Origin of the sequence: Kitasatospora sp. CB01950, from assembly GCF_001905465.1 — a bacterium.
GTDB lineage: Bacteria > Actinomycetota > Actinomycetes > Streptomycetales > Streptomycetaceae > Kitasatospora.
In genome coordinates this window covers 177068-193257 of record NZ_LISX01000011.1, presented here as the reverse complement: position 1 = coordinate 193257, position 16190 = coordinate 177068, and the positions used below count along the sequence as shown (strand labels likewise).

The 16190-nt window shown below is 73.7% G+C and carries 14 protein-coding genes; 5 read left to right on the top strand and 9 right to left on the bottom strand.

Features of this window, described 5'->3' with window-relative positions; translation table 11 throughout:
- Window positions 1–65 precede the first annotated feature (65 nt).
- The 8 genes from AMK19_RS25870 to AMK19_RS25835 form a co-directional block, all read right to left on the bottom strand.
- On the bottom strand, window positions 66–2441 hold the full coding sequence (locus AMK19_RS25870) for a SpoIIE family protein phosphatase (protein WP_241844583.1): 2376 nt from the start codon (window positions 2439–2441) through the stop codon (window positions 66–68).
- Between the two features lie 309 nt (window positions 2442–2750).
- On the bottom strand, window positions 2751–3365 hold the full coding sequence (locus AMK19_RS25865; protein ID WP_073815752.1) for a TetR/AcrR family transcriptional regulator: 615 nt from the start codon (window positions 3363–3365) through the stop codon (window positions 2751–2753).
- A gap of 51 nt (window positions 3366–3416) precedes the next feature.
- Window positions 3417–4994, bottom strand: coding sequence for an AMP-binding protein (locus AMK19_RS25860; protein WP_073815750.1), 1578 nt, complete (start codon window positions 4992–4994; stop codon window positions 3417–3419).
- Window positions 4995–5172: 178 nt separating this feature from the next.
- A complete protein-coding gene (locus tag AMK19_RS25855) occupies window positions 5173–5991 on the bottom strand; it encodes an inositol monophosphatase family protein (protein ID WP_073815820.1) in 819 nt (272 codons plus the stop codon).
- Window positions 5992–6088: 97 nt separating this feature from the next.
- Window positions 6089–7279 (bottom strand): acyl-CoA dehydrogenase family protein, encoded by a 1191-nt coding sequence (locus tag AMK19_RS25850; RefSeq protein WP_073815749.1) that lies wholly within the window; start codon window positions 7277–7279, stop codon window positions 6089–6091.
- 80 nt (window positions 7280–7359) lie between these two features.
- Complete coding sequence (locus AMK19_RS25845; RefSeq protein WP_073815747.1) at window positions 7360–9309, bottom strand: ATP-binding protein; 1950 nt, start codon at window positions 9307–9309, stop codon at window positions 7360–7362.
- A gap of 31 nt (window positions 9310–9340) precedes the next feature.
- Window positions 9341–10939 carry an acyl-CoA carboxylase subunit beta gene (locus AMK19_RS25840; protein ID WP_073815745.1) on the bottom strand — a complete coding sequence of 533 codons (1599 nt, stop codon included), beginning with the start codon at window positions 10937–10939 and terminating at the stop codon, window positions 9341–9343.
- Window positions 10936–12645: an acyclic terpene utilization AtuA family protein gene (locus AMK19_RS25835; protein ID WP_073815744.1), complete on the bottom strand. Its 1710-nt coding sequence runs from the start codon at window positions 12643–12645 to the stop codon at window positions 10936–10938. Before AMK19_RS25835 ends, AMK19_RS25840 begins: the two co-directional genes overlap by 4 nt.
- Before the next feature lie 267 nt (window positions 12646–12912).
- Between AMK19_RS25835 and AMK19_RS25830 the strand changes: the two genes are divergently transcribed.
- The 4 genes from AMK19_RS25830 (at window position 12913) to AMK19_RS25815 (ending at window position 15135) form a co-directional block, all read left to right on the top strand.
- The gene (locus AMK19_RS25830; RefSeq protein ID WP_073815742.1) at window positions 12913–13344 is read left to right on the top strand and encodes a phage tail protein; all 432 of its coding nucleotides are present in this window, start codon (window positions 12913–12915) and stop codon (window positions 13342–13344) included.
- 146 nt (window positions 13345–13490) lie between these two features.
- Complete coding sequence (gcvH, locus tag AMK19_RS25825; RefSeq protein WP_073815741.1) at window positions 13491–13874, top strand: glycine cleavage system protein GcvH; 384 nt, start codon at window positions 13491–13493, stop codon at window positions 13872–13874.
- A gap of 167 nt (window positions 13875–14041) precedes the next feature.
- Window positions 14042–14515 carry a GNAT family N-acetyltransferase gene (locus AMK19_RS25820; protein WP_073815739.1) on the top strand — a complete coding sequence of 158 codons (474 nt, stop codon included), beginning with the start codon at window positions 14042–14044 and terminating at the stop codon, window positions 14513–14515.
- Between the two features lie 23 nt (window positions 14516–14538).
- The gene (locus AMK19_RS25815; protein WP_073815738.1) at window positions 14539–15135 is read left to right on the top strand and encodes a GrpB family protein; all 597 of its coding nucleotides are present in this window, start codon (window positions 14539–14541) and stop codon (window positions 15133–15135) included.
- 35 nt (window positions 15136–15170) lie between these two features.
- Here the strand turns inward: AMK19_RS25815 and AMK19_RS25810 are convergent, their stop codons facing one another.
- Window positions 15171–15605: a VOC family protein gene (locus AMK19_RS25810; RefSeq protein WP_073815736.1), complete on the bottom strand. Its 435-nt coding sequence runs from the start codon at window positions 15603–15605 to the stop codon at window positions 15171–15173.
- A 126-nt stretch (window positions 15606–15731) separates the two neighbouring features.
- Here AMK19_RS25810 and AMK19_RS25805 point away from each other — a divergent pair, with 126 nt between their 5' ends.
- Window positions 15732–16184, top strand: coding sequence for a hypothetical protein (locus tag AMK19_RS25805; protein WP_073815734.1), 453 nt, complete (start codon window positions 15732–15734; stop codon window positions 16182–16184).
- Window positions 16185–16190 lie beyond the last annotated feature (6 nt).

The following is a 16190-nucleotide window of genomic DNA, read 5'->3' as shown; positions in this document are numbered from 1 at the left end:
GAGGGGGTTCCTCCGACTGTCCGTCAGCCCCGCCGGACGGGCGAGCGGTGTCCGCCGGGCGGGTGTCAGCCCTGCCGGTAGGGCAGTTCGATCTCGGCCCAGACGACCTTGCCGTGCTTGGTCGGGCGGGTGCCCCAGCGGTGGGCGAGTTCGCTGACCAGGTGGATGCCGCGGCCGCCCTCGTCCTCCTCGGCGGAGGTGCGCAGCCGGGGCGGCTGGCCGCCGGCGTCGGAGACCTCCAGGGTGAGGGTGCGGTCGCGGAACAGGCGCAGCCGGCGGGGGGCGTCGGCGTGCAGCAGGGCGTTGGTGACGAGTTCGCTGACCACGAGTTCGGCGTAGTCGGTGAGGCCGGACAGGCCCCAGCTCTCCAGGGTGGCGCGGGTGAAGCGGCGGGCGCGGGCGGGCAGCGGGCCCTCGGTGGGCAGGACCAGGGTGGCGATGCGGTCGGCGGGCAGGGGCAGCGCCCGGGCCATGATCATCGCGATGTCGTCCTCGGTGCCGTCGGTGACCAGGGCGGAGAGTGCGGCGTCGCAGCTCTCCTCCAGGGTGCGGCCGGGAGTGGCGAGGGTGCGGGCGAGCAGGTCGATGCCCTCGTCGATGTCGCGGCCGCGGCGTTCGACCAGGCCGTCGGTGTAGAGCGCGAAGGTGGAGCCGGCGGGCAGCGTGAACCCGGTGGATTCGAACGCGCCGCCGCCGATGCCGAGCGGGACGCCGGGCGGCAGGTGCATGATCTGGGCGGTGCCGTCGGGTTCCACCCGTACGGGTGGCAGGTGGCCGGCGGAGGCGATCACGACGCTGCGGTCGACGGGGTCGTAGACGGCGCACACGCAGGTGGCGAACTGGCCGTCGCCGATCGCCGAGGCGGTCTCGTCGAGTCGGCCGAGGACCTGCTCGGGCGACAGGTCGAGGGTGGCCAAGGTGCGGGCGACGGTGCGGAGTTGGCCCATGGTGGCGGCGGCGCGGATGCCGTGGCCCATCACGTCGCCGACCACCAGTGCGACGCGTCCGCAGGACAGCGGGACGACGTCGAACCAGTCGCCGCCGACCTCGCTGACCACGCTGGAGGGCAGGTAGCGGTGGGCGATCTCCAGGCCGAGGGTGCGGTGGATCTCCTGCGGCAGCAGGCTGCGCTGCAGGGTGAGGGCGGTTTCGCGTTCGCGCCGGTAGAGGCGGGCGTTGTCGATGGCGAGGGCGGTGCGGGCGACGAGTTCCTCGGCGAGCGAGACGTCGGCGGCGCCGAACGGCTCGGGGTTGCGGGTGCGGATGAACTCGGCGCCGCCGAGCACCATGCCGCGGGCGATCACCGGTACCAGCAGGTAGGAGTGGATGCCGGCGGCGACGCCGGGGGCGACCCGGTCCTCGCTGGGGACGATGCCGCGCAGCACCTCCTCGTCGACCTGCGGCTTGAACATCGTGCGGCCGCTGCGCAGGCACTTGGTGTAGGTGCGCTCGGGGCCGTACTCGACGGTGCCGCCGACCTGGTCGGCGGCGCCGGTCAGGCTGGTGCCGTAGGCCTCGCCGACGGCCAGTGCGCGGACCTGGACGGTTCTGCCGGGCTGGATGGGGGCGGGTTCCTCGCCGCGCACCACGGGTTCGAGCAGGTCGAGGGTGGCGAAGTCGGCGAACCGGGGGACGACCGCCTCGACCAGTTCCTCGGCGGTGCGCTGGAGGTCGAGGGTGGTGCCGATGCGGGCGCCGGCGGCGGCCAGCAGGGCGAGGCGTTCCTGGGCGCGGGCGGCGCGGGCCTCGGCCTGGAAGCGCTCGGTGACGTCGATGATCGAGGAGGCGACGCCCAGCACCCGTCCGGTGGAGTCCTCCAGCCGGAAGTAGGACGCGGACCAGGCCCGGTCGCGGCGCGGGTCGGCGGGGACGCGGCCGTGCGAGCGGGCGTCTATGACGGGCTTTCCGGTGGCCAGCACCTGCCGCATGACGGCTTCGACCTCGGCGGCGTTGATGCCGGGCAGCACGGCGGTGATCCGCCGGCCGCGGTGCTGTTCGACGGTGAGGCCGTTGATCCGGGCGAGTGCCCCGTTGAGGCGGACGAAGCGCAGGTCGGTGTCGTAGACGGCGAGGCCGATCGGCGACTGGTTGAAGAAGCCGTCGAAGACCGCGAGGTCGGACTCCACCTCGTGCAGGGCGTGCACGTCGGAGGCGGTGGCCAGCAGCAGGGTGGAGCCGTCCGGCCCGGCGATCGGGTAGGTGTGGAACTCCAGTTCGACGGTGGAGCCGTCGCGGCGGCGGACCGGGTGGGTGCCGGACCAGCCGCGGCCGGCGAGCAGTTTCGCGAACAGCTTCTCGCCGTCGTCGACCCCGTCGTCGGCGAGCAGCAGCCGGGCGGGGTGGGCGCCGAGGGCGTCCTGGGCGGTCCAGCCGGTGAGCGCCTCGGCCTCCTCGCTCCAGTGCAGGATGCGGCCGTCGTCCTGGACCAGCGCGGTGGCCAACGGAACCAGGCGGTGCCCGGCCAGACGCGCGGAGGCGTCGCCCGCCGCGTCGCGACCGGGCTTCTGTTCGAATCCGTGCGTGCTCAGTTGGACACCTGCCCGGTACCTTCCCCGGTTCCGCCGGTCGTTCCGGCTTCCACCAGACTGCATGGCCTGTCGCACCCCTGCGACTGGTGGTCGTACGGGCGATGTGACCGAAGGTCGAAGTCTCCTCGATCCGGGCCTTTCGCGGCAAGGGGAAGGCGGTGATCTGCCGGTTTCGCCGCCGGTCAGGGCCGTGACCAGCCCCGACGGCGGCCCGGCCGGGGCTCAGCCGGCCAGCGCGGCGTCCAGCAGGCGCGACCACTGGCGGACGATGCCGGCCCGGCGCGGGCCGTCGTCGGTGAGCAGGTTCGCCAGGCCGAGGCCGCGGGCGAGGTCGAGCGTCGCCTGGACGGTCTCCCGGACGCCGGTGGCGCTCTCGTCGGCGCCCAGGCACTCGACGGCGGCCCGGTGCGCCTCGCGGCCGACGTGGTTCTCCAGGCTGACGATCCGTTCGCGCAGCGGCTGCTCGGTGGCGGCGGCCACCCACAGGTGCAGGGCGGCCCGGAACAGCGGGCCGGTGTAGAGGCGGACGATCATCTCGACCACCGCCTCGGTGCGTTCCGGCCCGGGCGGCGGCAGCTCCCGCATGTGCGCCAGGACGGCGGCCAGCCGCTCGGCGGCGACGTGTTCGACGGCGGCGGTGAACAGGTCCTCGCGGGTGCGGAAGTGGTGCTGGGCGGCGCCGCGGGTGACGCCGGCCCGTTCCGCGACCACGGCGACGGTGGAGCCGTTCCAGCCGACGTCGGCCAGGCACTCCACCGCCGCCTCCAGCAGCCGGCGGCGGGTGGCGCGGCTGCGGTCCTGCTGGGGGGTGCGGGCGGCGGGGGTGCTGGTCGTCATCGGCGGCTCCTGCTCGGCTGGTTCTCGGCGTGTCCCGATCCTCGCAGACCGTCAGCCGCGCGCGGCCCGGTCCCGCAGTTCGCGGCGGAGGATCTTGCCGCTGGCGGACTTCGGCACGGCGTCCAGGAACTCCACCTCGCGCACCTTCTTGTACGGGGCGACCCGACGGGCCACGTACTCGATGACCTCCTGCTCGGCGATCTCGCAGCCGAACGCGGGCACCACGTACGCCTTGGGGCGTTCGGTGCCCTCGGCGTCGGTGACGCCGATGACCGCGGCGTCGGCGATGGCGGGGTGGGTGAGCAGCAGGGCCTCCAGTTCGGCGGGCGCGACCTGGTAGCCCTTGTACTTGATGAGTTCCTTGACCCGGTCGACGACGTACAGGTAGCCGTCCTCGTCGACGTGGCCGACGTCGCCGGTGTGCAGCCAGCCGTCGGCGTCGACGGTGGCGGCGGTGTCGGAGTCCCGGCCGAAGTAGCCCTTCATCACCTGCGGGCCGCGGAACAGCAGTTCGCCGTCCTCGTCGGGGCCGAGGTCGCGGCGCGGCTCGTCGAAGGACAGCACCCGCAGTTCGGTGCCGGGCAGCAGGCGGCCGACGGTGCCGACGGGCGGGTGGGGGTCGTGCGGCGGGACGACGTGGGTGGCCGGGGAGAGTTCGGTCATGCCGTAGGCCTGCAGCAGGTGCGGCAGGCCGAGCCGGCGGGCGCAGGCGGCGGCGAGTTCGGCGTCCAGCGGGGCGGCGGAGCTGAGCACGTAGCGCACGGAGGACAGGTCGTAGCGGTCCACCAGCGGGTGCTTGGCGAGGGCGAGGGCGATCGGCGGGGCCACGAACACGGCCTCGATGCGGTGCTCCTGGATGGCCGTCAGGAACTGCTCCAGGTCGAAACGGGGCAGCACGACGACGGTGGAGCGGGCCCGCAGCGGGCGGTTCAGCAGCGCGGTCAGGCCGTAGATGTGGAAGAACGGGAGGACCGCGAGGATGCGTTCGCCCGGGGCGGTCTTCAGCATCGCGTCGAGCTGGGCGAGGTTGGTGGAGACCGAGCGGTGGGTCAGCATCACGCCCTTGGGCAGGCCGGTGGTACCGCTGGAGTACGGCAGCACGGCGAGGTCGGCGGCCGGGTCGAACTCCGGGGTCGGCTCGGGGGCGTCGGTGGCGGCCAGGTCGGCGAGCGAGCGGTGGCCGTCGGCGCTGTCGCAGACGAAGATCTCGGCGACGGGGTGGCTCGCGGCCGCTTCGAGGGCGACGGGCAGGAACGCGGCGACGGTGATGATCCAGCGGGCGCCGCAGTCGCGCAGCTGGCCGGCGAGGTCGGCGGCGGTGGCGAGCGAGCCGACGGGGGTGACGGTGGCACCGGTGCGGGTGGCACCGTAGAACGCCAGTGGGTAGGCCACGGTGTTCGGGCTGAACAGCGCCACCACCTCGCCCTTGCCGACGCCCGCCGCGGCCAGCCCGGCGGCGATCCGGCGGCTGCCCGTGTCGAGCTCGCGGTAGCTGACGGTCCGCCCGGTCAGTGCGTCGACCAGGGCGGGCCGTTCGGCGTGCTCGCCGGTGGCGCAGTCGCCGAGGACGGCGTCGTGGATGGGCAGGTCGAGCGGGGCGACGGTCGGGTAGTCGCTGTGGAACACCATGCGGGCCTCCGGGGCGGGCTCGGCGGTCGGGGTGGCGGCGCGGTCCTGTTCGGTGGTGCCGGTGGTGCGGGCGTGGGTCTCGGTGGTGCGGGTGTGCGTCTCGGTGGTGCGGGCTCCTGGCTGCTGTTGGCCAAGGCTGCCGGGGCGGGGAGGGGCGCGGGCAGGGCGCGTGGCGTGATCAGGGGGTCGCGCGGTGGTACTGGCGGTCGATCAGGTCGAGCAGGCGGGCGTGGGTGTCGGCGTCGGCGGCGGCCAGCAGGCCGCCCCCGCCGCTGTGCAGGGGCTTGCCGCGCAGGTCGGTGACGGTGCAGCCGGCCGCTTCGCACAGGGCGAGGCCGGCGGCGAAGTGGACGCTGTCGGCGAGGTGTCCGTCGGTGATATAGGCGGCGCGGCGGCCGGCGGCGACCCAGGCGACGGCCAGGGTGCTGGAGACCACCCGGGGGCGGAACGCGGCTTCGAAGTCGGGGTCGGTGAGCAGGTGCGCGGCACGGAACGCGGCGGCGTTCGGGTAGGGCGGGTCGAGGTTGAGGTCGACGAGCGCGGACTGCGCGGACGGGACCAGCGGGGTGTCCTGCCGGTCGTGGCGCAGGTGGGCGCGCTCGCCGTCGGTCCAGTACGTCTCGCCGGTGTACGGGTCGGCGGTGGCGGCGGCGACCGTCCGGCCGTGCTCGCGCAGGGCCACGTTGACGGCCACCAGGTGGGTGCCGACGGCGTAGTTGAGGGTGCCGCAGAGCGGGTCGATCAGCCACCGCCGGTCGGCGTCGGCCGCGCCGGTGCGGCCGCTCTCCTCGCCGGTGAACGCGTCGCCGGGGCGGGCGGCGCGCAGCAGGTCGAGGACGGCGGCCTCGGCGGCCAGGTCGGCGGCGGTGGCGAAGTCGCCGCCGCCCTTGTGGTGCTTCTCGGCGGTGGCCCAGGCGTGGGCCCGGACGGCCTCGGCACCGGCCTCGGCGGCGCGGCGGGCGATACCGGCGTCGGTGTGCTCGTCGGACCTGTACATGATCGTCATGGCGGGAGCGTAACCGTCCGTCCCGGTGCGGGACGCCGATCCCTCGGATTGCTTCGCGCACCGGCGCACGGGGTCTCCTGACGGCCCGTCAGTACGAGCGGGGCAGGCCCAGGGTGTGCTGGGCGACGTAGTTGAGGATCATTTCGCGGCTGACCGGGGCGACCCGGCCGACCCGGGTGGCGGTGATCAGTGCGGCGAGGCCGTACTCCTGGGTGAGGCCGTTGCCGCCGAGGGTCTGGACGGCCTGGTCGACGGCGCGGCAGGAGGCTTCGCCGGCGGCGTACTTGGCCATGTTGGCGGCCTCGCCGGCGGCCAGGTCGTCGCCCGCGTCGTAGAGGTGGGCGGCCTTCTGGGTCATCAGGCGGGCGAGTTCGACCTCGATGGCGCACTGGGCGAGCGGGTGGGCGATGCCCTGGTGGGCGCCGATCGGCTTGTCCCAGACGGTGCGGGTGCGGGCGTAGGCGACGGCGGTGTCGAGGGCGTAGCGGGCGATGCCGAGGGTGAAGGCGGCGGTCATGATCCGCTCGGGGTTGAGTCCGGCGAACAGTTGCAGCAGCCCGGCGTCCTCGTCGCCGACCAGGGCGTCGGCGGGCAGCCGCACGTCGTCCAGGAAGACCTGGAACTGCCGTTCGGGGGCGGTGAGTTCCATCGGTATGGGGCGGTACTCGAAGCCGGGGGTGTCGCGCGGGACGACGAACAGGGCGGGCTTGAGCTTGCCGGTGCGAGCGTCTTCGGTGCGGCCGACGAACAGCACGGCGTCGGCGTGGTCGATGCCGGAGACGAAGACCTTGCGGCCGCTGAGCAGCCAGTCCTGGCCGTCGCGGCGGGCGACGGTGGAGATGCGGTGCGAGTTGGAGCCGGCGTCGGGCTCGGTGATGCCGAATGCCATCACCTTGCTGCCGTCGGCGAGGCCGGGCAGCCAGCGCTGCTTCTGTTCCTCGGTGCCGAACCGGGCGATCACGGTGCCGCAGATCGCGGGCGAGACGATCAGCATCAGCAGCGGGCAGCCGGCCGCGCCCAACTCCTCGAGCACGACCGCGAGTTCGCCGATGCCCGCGCCCCCGCCGCCGTGTTCGGCGGGCAGGTTGACGCCGAGGTAGCCCAACTTGGCGGCCTCGGACCAGAGTTCTTCGACGGGCTGGTTCTCGCGGGCCTTGCGCTGGAAGTACTCGCGGCCGTAGCGGCGGCCGAGCGCGGCGACGGCTTCGCGCAGGGCGCGGCGGTCCTCTGACTCGATCAGCGGGGAGGCGGGCAGGGCGGTGGTGCGCGGTGCGGACATCGGCGGGTCCTTCCGGGCGAGGGTGGCCGGTGTGCGGGGTCGCCCAACCGGCTTGGTGCGCAAGGGTTTCGAAGGCAGTCTCAGGTGGCGGTGACCACGGCGAGGACGGCGCCGGTCTCGACCTGCTGGCCGACGGCGACCGGGAGTTCGGCGAGTGTGCCGTCGGCCGGGGCGGTGACCTGGTGTTCCATCTTCATCGCCTCCAGCCAGAGCAGCGGCTGCCCGGCGGTGACGGCCCGGCCGGGTTCGGCGGCGATCCGGACGACCGTGCCGGGCATCGGCGCGAGCAGCGTTCCGGGGGCCAACTGGGCTGCCGCGTCCGGGAATCGGTCGAGGACGGTCAGCGTGTGGTGCTCGGTCGGGCTGTCCACGAAGACCTGGTCGCCGTGCCGGGCGATCCGGTAGCGGCGGCGCAGCGGGCCGACCGCGAGGTCGACGGATTCCGCTGTGCTGCCGAGGAGTTGGACGTCGGGGTGGTCCTCGGCGCGCAGGCCGTCGCGGGTGAGCCGGTAGCGGACGTCGAGTTCGGCGCCGTCGGTGGTGCGGTAGCGCTTGTGCTGCGGCTGGGAGGGCAGGTTGCGCCAGCCGGACGGGGCGGTCGCGCCGGGGCGGGCGGTGGCGTCGGCGAGGGCTGCGGCGAGGGCCGCGAGCTGGGCGGATTTGGCGTCCTGGCCGAGGAGTTGGTCGGCGTGCTCGGCGAGGAAGGAGGTGTGCACGGCGCCGTCCAGGAAGGCGGGGTGGCGCAGGGCGCGGACCAGCAGGTCGCGGTTGGTGGCGGGTCCGTGCAGGCGGGTGCGGGCGAGGGCGTCGGCGAGGCGGCGGGCGGCGGCGCGGCGGGTGGGGGCCCAGGCGATCACCTTGGCGAGCATCGCGTCGTAGTGGACGGTGATCCGTTCGGCGGGCGCGTCGCCGGTGCTCGATCCGATGCCGGCGTCCAGGCGCAGGCCGGCGGGTGCCGGGAGGGTGTCGAACTCGACGTCCACGCCGGGGACTTCGAGCAGGTGGACGGTGCCGGTGGCGGGCTGCCAGTCGCGGGCGGGGTCCTCGGCGTACAGGCGTGCCTCGATCGCGCAGCCCCGCGCGGGCGGCGCGGTGGCGGGGAGCTTCTCGCCCTCGGCGACGGCGAGTTGGAGGGCGACCAGGTCGAGGCCGGTGACGGCTTCGGTGACGGGGTGTTCGACCTGGAGGCGGGTGTTCATCTCCAGGAACGCGAGTCGTCCGTCGGGGGCGAGCAAGAACTCGGCGGTGCCGGCGCCGCGGTAGCCGATGGCGCGGGCGGCGGCGGTGGCGGCGGCGTGCAGGCGGGTGCGCAGTGCGGGGTCGAGGCCGGGCGCGGGGGCCTCCTCGATCACCTTCTGGTGCCGGCGTTGCAGCGAGCAGTCGCGGTCGCCGACGGCCCACACGGTGCCGTGCGCGTCGGCCAGCAGTTGGACCTCCAGGTGGCGGCCGGCGGGCAGGTAGGGCTCGCAGAACACCTCGTCGTCGCCGAACGCGGCGGCCGCTTCGGCCCGGGCCGCGGCCAGCGCGTCGGGCAGTTCGGCGAGGGTGCGCACCACCCGCATGCCGCGTCCGCCGCCACCGGCCGCGGCCTTGACCAGCAGCGGCAGGTCGGCCTCGGCGGGTTCGGGGCCGACGGTGAGGACCGGCACGCCGGCGGCGGCCATCAGGCGTTTGGCGGCGGTCTTGGAGCCCATCGCGGCGATCGCGGCGGGCGGCGGGCCGACCCAGCGCAGTCCGGCGTCCTGCACGGCGCGGGCGAAGGCGGCGTTCTCGGAGAGGAATCCGTAGCCGGGGTGGACGGCGTCGGCGCCCGCGTCGAGGGCGGCCCGGATCAGCAGGTCGGCGCGCAGGTAGGTGTCGGCGGGCGCGGCGCCGGGCAGCCGGACAGCGGTGTCGGCCTCCTGGACGTGCCGGGCGTCGGCGTCCGGGTCGGCGTACACGGCGACGGTGGCGATGCCGAGGGTGCGGCAGGTGCGGAAGATCCGGCGGGCGATCTCGCCGCGGTTGGCCACCAACAGTGAGGTGATCATCCGTCAGTTCCCCTTCGTCAGTGGGCTGGTGTTACATCCGGAAGACGCCGTAGCCGCGGGCGCCCTCGACCGGGCCGCTGTGGATCGCGGAGAGGCAGATGCCGAGCACGGTGCGGGTGTCGCGGGGGTCGATCACCCCGTCGTCGTAGAGCCGGCCGGAGAGGAACGCGGGCAGCGACTCGGCCTCGATCTGCTGCTCGACCATGGCGCGGATGGCGGCGTCGGCGTCCTCGTCGTAGGGCAGGCCCTTGGCGGCGGCGGACTGGCGGGCCACGATCGAGAGCACGCCGGCCAGTTGCTGCGGGCCCATCACGGCGGACTTGGCGCTGGGCCAGGCGAACAGGAAGCGCGGGTCGTAGGCGCGTCCGCACATGCCGTAGTGGCCGGCGCCGTAGGAGGCGCCCATCAGTACCGAGAGGTGCGGGACGGTGCTGTTCGACACCGCGTTGATCATCATCGCGCCGTGCTTGATGATGCCGCCCTGCTCGTAGTCCCGGCCGACCATGTAGCCGGTGGTGTTGTGCAGGAACAGCAGCGGCCGGTCGCGCCGGTTGGCGAGTTGGATGAACTGGGCGGCCTTCTGCGACTCCTGGCTGAACAGCACGCCCTGCGCGTTGGCCAGGATGCCGACCGGGTAGCCGTGGACGGTGGCCCAGCCGGTGGCCAGGCTGCTGCCGTACAGCGGTTTGAACTCGTCGAAGTCGGAGCCGTCGACGATCCGGGCGATCACCTCGCGCGGGTCGAACGGCGCCTTCAGGTCGCCGGGGACGACGCCCAGCAGCTCGTCCTCGTCGTACTTCGGCGGCCGGAGCCGACTGTCGGGCGCGGGGCCGGACTTGCGCCAGTGCAGGCGGTGGACGGTGCGGCGGGCCAGGCGCAGCGCGTCGGGTTCGTCGAGGGCGAGCTGGTCGGCCAGGCCGGAGGTGCGGGCGTGCATCTCGGCGCCGCCGAGGGATTCGTCGTCGGCCTCCTCGCCGGTGGCCATCTTGACCAGCGGCGGGCCGCCGAGGAAGACCTTGGCCCGCTCCTTGACCATGATCACGTGGTCGGACATGCCGGGCACGTACGCGCCGCCGGCCGTGGAGTTGCCGAACACGACGGCCACGGTGGGGATTCCGGCGGCCGAGAGGCGGGTGAGGTCGCGGAAGAGGGCGCCGCCCGGGATGAAGATCTCCTTCTGGCTGGGCAGGTCCGCTCCTCCCGACTCGACCAGGTTGACCAGCGGGAGACGGTTGCGCAGCGCGATCTCGTTGGCGCGCAGGGCCTTGCGGAGTGTCCACGGGTTGGACGAACCGCCGCGCACGGTGGGGTCGTTGGCGGTGATCAAGCACTCCGTGCCCTCGATCACGCCGATCCCGGTGACCAGCGACGCGCCGACCGGGTAGTCGCTGCCCCAGGCGGCCAGCGGCGACAGTTCGAGGAACGGCGAGTCCGGGTCGATCAGCAGCTCGATCCGTTCGCGGGCCGGCAGTTTGCCCCGACTGCGGTGCCGTTCCACGTACTTGGGGCCGCCGCCGGCCAGTGCCCTGGCGTGCTCGGCGTCCAGCGCGGCGAGCTTCTCCAGCATGGCGGCGCGGTCGGCGGTGTACGCGGGCCCGCTGGTGTCCAGCCGGGTGGGCAGTACGGTCACAGCAGTGCCTCCGGGATGTCGAGGTGCCGGGAGCGCAGCCACTCCCCCAGCGCTTTGGCCTGCGGGTCGAACCGGGCCTGGGCGGCGACGCCTTCGCCGAGCAGTCCGCGGAGGGTGAAGTTCACCGCGCGGAGGTTCGGCAGCAGGTGCCGCTCGATGGTCAACTCCGCTGTCTCCGGCAGGAGTTCGCGGATGCGTTCGATGGTGAGGGTGTGCGCGAGCCAGCGCCAGCCGGCGTCGTCGCGGGCCCACACGCCGAGGTTGGCGTCGCCGCCCTTGTCGCCGCTGCGGGCGCCGGCGACCAGTCCGAGCGGGGCGCGGCGGGTCGGTCCCGGGTCGGGCCCGTTCGGCAACTGCGGTTGTTCCTGGGCGGATTGGGCCCCGGGGTGGGGTGCCGGCCGGACGGTGACGGTGTCGCCGCCGGGCAGGTGGGCCAGGTGCTCGACCTCCTTGGCGTCCAACTCCCTTGCCTCGAACACCCCGTAGGGTGCGGCCGGGGCGGGCGGCGCGGTCAGGTGGAAGCCGGGGTAGCCGGCCAGGCCGAGTTCGACGGCGGCGGCGGTGAGGGCGCGGCCGACCCTGGCCTCCTGCGGGTCGCGGGCGGCGAGGCGGAGCAGCGCGCTGGCCCGTTCCTCGGTGTCGGCGTCCTCGTGGTCGGTGCGGGCCAGCGTCCAGCGCAGCTCGGCCGGCGGGTCGGTCAGCGCCTGCGTCAACTGCCGTTGCACGAGTGCCGCTTTGGCCTCGATGTCGAGTCCGGTGAGGACGAACACCAGCTCGTTGCGGTAGCCGCCGAGCCGGTTCAGCCCGACCTTGAGGGTGGCGGGCGGGGCCTCGCCGCGCACTCCGTCGATCCGTACCCGGTCCGGTCCGTCCGGGGTGAGCGTCACGGTGTCCAGGCGGGCGGTGACGTCGGGTCCGAGGTAGCGCGGTCCGGCTGTCTCGTACAGGAGTTGGGCGGTGACGGTCTCCACGGTCACCGCTCCGCCGGTGCCCGGGTGCTTGGTGATCACGCTGCTGCCGTCGGCGTGGAGTTCGGCGAGCGGGAAGCCGGGGCGGTCGAGGCTCCCGGCCGCGTGTTCGGCGAAGAAGGCGTAGTTCCCGCCGGTGGCCTGTGCCCCGCACTCCAGCACGTGGCCCGCGACCACCGCACCGGCCAGCGCGTCCAGGTCGTCGGGCGTCCAGCCGTAGTGGGCGATGCCCGGTCCGGCCACCAGCGCGGCGTCGGTCACCCGTCCGGTCACCACCACGTCGGCGCCGCCGCGCAGGCACTCGGCGATGCCGAACGCGCCCAGGTAGGCGTTGGCGGCGAGCAGCGGGCGGCGCGGGTCCTCCCCGGTCCAGCCGAACTCCTGTGCGCGGGGCAGCAGTTCGTCGCCGGTGACGTGCCCGATCCGGGCCCGGACCCCCTGCCGGTCGGCGAGCTCGCCGAGCGCCTCGGCGAGCCGCGCCGGGTTCAGGCCACCGGCGTTGACGACGATCCGCACGCCCCGGTCGAGCGCTTCCGCGAGGCACTCCTCGGCCTGCCGCAGGAACGTCCGCGCGTAGCCGAGTCGCGGGTCGCGCAGCCGGTCGCGGGCCAGGATCAGCATCGTCAGCTCGGCCAGGTAGTCGCCGGTGAGGACGTCCAGCGGGCCGCCGGTCAGCATCTCCCGGAACGCCGCGAACCTGTCCCCGTAGAACCCCGAAGCATTGCCGATCCGCAACACGGCGCACCTCCTCAACTCCCGCTCGAAGAACAGTCGTTCGGCCGGTTCGGCGAGCCCTCCGCCGATCCGGTCGGGACCGAGCGTGGCACCACCCCGCCGACAAATCAAGCACGCGTGCTTGTTTCTCGCCGAACCCGGCACCGGCCCGGCCGTCTCGCCCCGCCATCCCCCGAACCGGTGATCTTTTCGCGTTTCCGCGCCGGCCTCGGGAGTTGTTCGCGAGCATGCGTGCGACTGATCCACTTCTCTCCGCCCAGGAGCACCGGCATGGCCCCCACCGAGTTCGCCACCTCGGGCCACAGCGTTCCGAACCACTGGTTCCGCCTCGACCTCGGCGGTCACGGCAGGGCCGACGGCTTCTTCGCCTCGGCCCTGGGCCTGGCCTTCGACGCCGAGGACGTCCGGTACCGCACACCCGGTCGCCGGCGGTCCGCGACCATCAGCCTGCGCCAGGGCGTCGCTCCGAAGGACGGCCCACTGTTCAGCTGGCTCCACGAGGCCAGCCGGAACCGGGTCGAGCGGAAGGACTGCCGGGTCTCCCTCACGGACGGCAGCGGCGAGACCCTGCTCGCCACCTGGACCATCACCGACGCCGTCCCGGTCCGACTGGGCCGGCGGGACGTCGACGACGCGACCGGGAAAGGCACGATCGAGGACCTGATGCTCGCCACCGACCGGCTCGCGGTCGAATTCCACTGACGGAAGCGGGACACGGGCTGCGTCGACCGCCCTTCCGTCAACCGGCATTGACGTTCCGTCGGCGACGCGCGGGAAATCCGATCGCCGCTGAACGGCCTCGGGCATGCTGAGGCTGCTGCTCGCCCCACCCCCTGAAGGAGAAGAGAATGTCGAACATCCCTGCCGATCTGCGCTTCGCCGAGTCGCACGAGTGGGCGCGCCTGGAGGGCGACGGGACGGTCTCGGTCGGAATCAGCGATCACGCCCAGAAGGCGCTCGGCGACGTGGTGTTCGTGGAGCTGCCGGAGGTCGGCAAGGTCTTCACGGCCGGCGGCGCGGCCGGCGTGGTCGAGTCGGTCAAGGCCGCGTCGGACATCTACTCGCCGATCGCCGGCAAGGTGGTCGCCGTGAACGAGGAACTGGCCGACAGCCCGGAGCTGCTCAACGAAGAGCCCTACGACGCCTGGATCTTCAAGCTCCAGCCGTCCGAGAAGTCCGAGCTCAAGGAGCTGCTGGACGCCGCAGGCTACCGGGCGGCCATCGGCGAGTGAGGCCCTGCGGCCACCGGGATCCGGAACGGGATCGGCCGAATATCGGCCCCGGCCGGTCGCTCCGGCGGTGGCCGAAGGCCGCGGCGGCGGACCGAACGGCCGCTCCCCCGCGGGAAGTGCCAGGGGCGGTTCGTCCGTGTGCGCCGGGGTCGGCCAGACTCTTCGTCATGACGGACGATCCGACCGTACGCGCGGCCCGGCCCGGCGACGCGCGGGTGCTGGCGGAACCGCGTTGGGCGTTCAAGCACGAGGACCACGACGGGTCCGCGGCGGCCGGCGCCCGGCCGGTGGAGGAGGCCGAGCGGTGGCTGCGCGACCGGCTCGGCGGCGGGCGGTGGCCCGCCTGGGTGGTGGAGCACGACGGCGAGGTCTGCGGGCACGTGTTCCTGCACCTGGTGGAGCGGGTGCCGGAGCCGTACGCGGACAACGACCCGCTCGGGTACGTCACCAACTTCTACGTCGCGTCGCCGCACCGGAACCGGGGCGCGGGCGCGGCGCTGCTCGCGGCCGTCCGGCGGTACGCGGAGGCCGAGGGCCTCGACACGCTGATCGTCCGGCCGTCCGAACGCAGCGCCCCGCTCTACCGGCGCTCCGGATTCCGGCCGCCCGAGGAGCTGTTGGAGCTTCCGGTCGCCCCGTGACGGCCCTGGGGTACCTTGATCGGATGACCACCGACACGACCTCCGCGCCCCTCGTCCTCGACCACGACCCGGCGTGGGCGGAGCGCGGCCGCGCCCTCGCGGACGAGCTCCGCGCGGACCTCGCGCCGCTGGCGCTGCACGTCGAGCACATCGGCAGCACGGCGATCCCCGGCATGGCCGCGAAGCCGGTCCTGGACCTGCAGATCACCGTCGCGGACCTGCCCGAGGCCGAGCGCGCGTTCGACCGGGTGCTGGCCGAGAAGGGCTTCCAGCGCCTCCCGCACCGGTACGACCATGTGCCCGCGGGCATCGAGGACGACCCCGAGCGGTGGACGAAGCGGTTCTGGCGGCGACGCGGACACCCGGGCGCGGACTGCAACCTGCACGTCCGCCTTCTCGGCTCGCCGAACGAGCGGCTCGCGCTGCTCTTCCGCGACTGGTTCCGCGCCCACCCCGAGGCGGTGCCCGCGTACGCGCGGTTCAAGTCCGTGCTGGCGGGCGTCGTCCACGACATCGACACCTACGCCGACGTCAAGGACCCGGTCGTCGACCTCGTCGTCACCGTCGCCGAGCCCTGGGCGGCGTCGACGGGCTGGACGCCGCACGCCGGGGCCGAATGACGGGACCGGGTGACGGGACGGGGTGACGGGGCCGGTCAGTCGAGGCAGAACTCGTTGCCCTCGACGTCCTGCATGTTCTGGCAGGACTCGTTGTGCTCGTCCGCCAGCAGCAGCTGACCGCGCGTCGCACCGAGCGCGACCAGGCGGGCGCACTCGGCCTCCAGCACGGCGAGGCGCTCCTCGCCGACCAGACCGGTGCCGACCCGGACGTCGAGGTGCACGCGGTTCTTGACGACCTTGCCCTCGGGGACGCGCTGGAAGTACATCCGCGGGCCGACGCCCTCGGGGTCGCTCGCCACGAACCAGGAGCCGCGCTGCTCGGCGGGCTGCGCCGCGGTGTACGCCTCCCAGCTGTCGAACCCGTCCGGCGTCTGCGGCGGGACGTACCCGATCGCCTCGCACCAGAAGCGGCCGACACGCTCCGGATCGGCGCAGTCGAAGGTGATCTGGAACTTCTTGACCGATGGCATCGCGCCACCATAGCAAAGGTGGATCTTGCCCTCGATTGCTTTTCGACGGCGGCCAGTTGACGAAAGCAGCAGCCGCGGTCCGCGGTCCGCGGCCCGTTGTCGGCGGGGAGTGCCATGCTCCGGCCCATGGGTGTGCTGTTCGGCTACTTCGCCGCTGCTGACGACGACGACGCGCTGGGCGCGATCGTCCGGGACGACGACGAGCCCTTCGGGGCGGGGTACGACGGGACGGAGGTGAAGGGCATCGATCCGATCGTCACGCTCGGGCCGGCCGAGGAGCTGGTGACGGGCCGCTCGGGCGCGGAGCTCCGGGCGGACCGGCGGCGCGGGGCGCTGGTCGGGATGATCGAGGACGGCGAGGTGGTGGTGCTGGCGCTGTCGGACGCCTTCCGGGACGCGCTGGCGCGGCGCGGCGACGACGCGCTGCGCGAGGTCGCCGAGCGCTGGGCGGCGGCCGAGGAGGTCTTCCACGGCCCGGCCGATCCGGACGAACTCGCCCAGTTCCTCGGCGAGTTGGCCGCGATCGCGGCGCGTTCGGCGGCCCGGGGCGCCCACCTGTACTGCTGGGTCTGCCCGTAGCGCGTT

Excerpts from the sequence above, each read along its gene's own strand:
- AMK19_RS25845 (WP_073815747.1), bottom strand. The coding sequence starts at position 9,309 with ATGATCACCTCACTGTTGGTGGCCAACCGCGGCGAGATCGCCCGCCGG.
- AMK19_RS25805 (WP_073815734.1), top strand. The coding sequence starts at position 15,732 with ATGGGTGTGCTGTTCGGCTACTTCGCCGCTGCTGACGACGACGACGCG.
- AMK19_RS25865 (WP_073815752.1), bottom strand. The coding sequence starts at position 3,365 with ATGACGACCAGCACCCCCGCCGCCCGCACCCCCCAGCAGGACCGCAGC.
- AMK19_RS25850 (WP_073815749.1), bottom strand. The coding sequence starts at position 7,279 with ATGTCCGCACCGCGCACCACCGCCCTGCCCGCCTCCCCGCTGATCGAG.
- AMK19_RS25830 (WP_073815742.1), top strand. The coding sequence starts at position 12,913 with ATGGCCCCCACCGAGTTCGCCACCTCGGGCCACAGCGTTCCGAACCAC.
- gcvH (WP_073815741.1), top strand. The coding sequence starts at position 13,491 with ATGTCGAACATCCCTGCCGATCTGCGCTTCGCCGAGTCGCACGAGTGG.
- AMK19_RS25855 (WP_073815820.1), bottom strand. The coding sequence starts at position 5,991 with ATGTACAGGTCCGACGAGCACACCGACGCCGGTATCGCCCGCCGCGCC.
- AMK19_RS25810 (WP_073815736.1), bottom strand. The coding sequence starts at position 15,605 with ATGCCATCGGTCAAGAAGTTCCAGATCACCTTCGACTGCGCCGATCCG.
- AMK19_RS25860 (WP_073815750.1), bottom strand. The coding sequence starts at position 4,994 with ATGGTGTTCCACAGCGACTACCCGACCGTCGCCCCGCTCGACCTGCCC.
- AMK19_RS25815 (WP_073815738.1), top strand. The coding sequence starts at position 14,539 with ATGACCACCGACACGACCTCCGCGCCCCTCGTCCTCGACCACGACCCG.
- AMK19_RS25820 (WP_073815739.1), top strand. The coding sequence starts at position 14,042 with ATGACGGACGATCCGACCGTACGCGCGGCCCGGCCCGGCGACGCGCGG.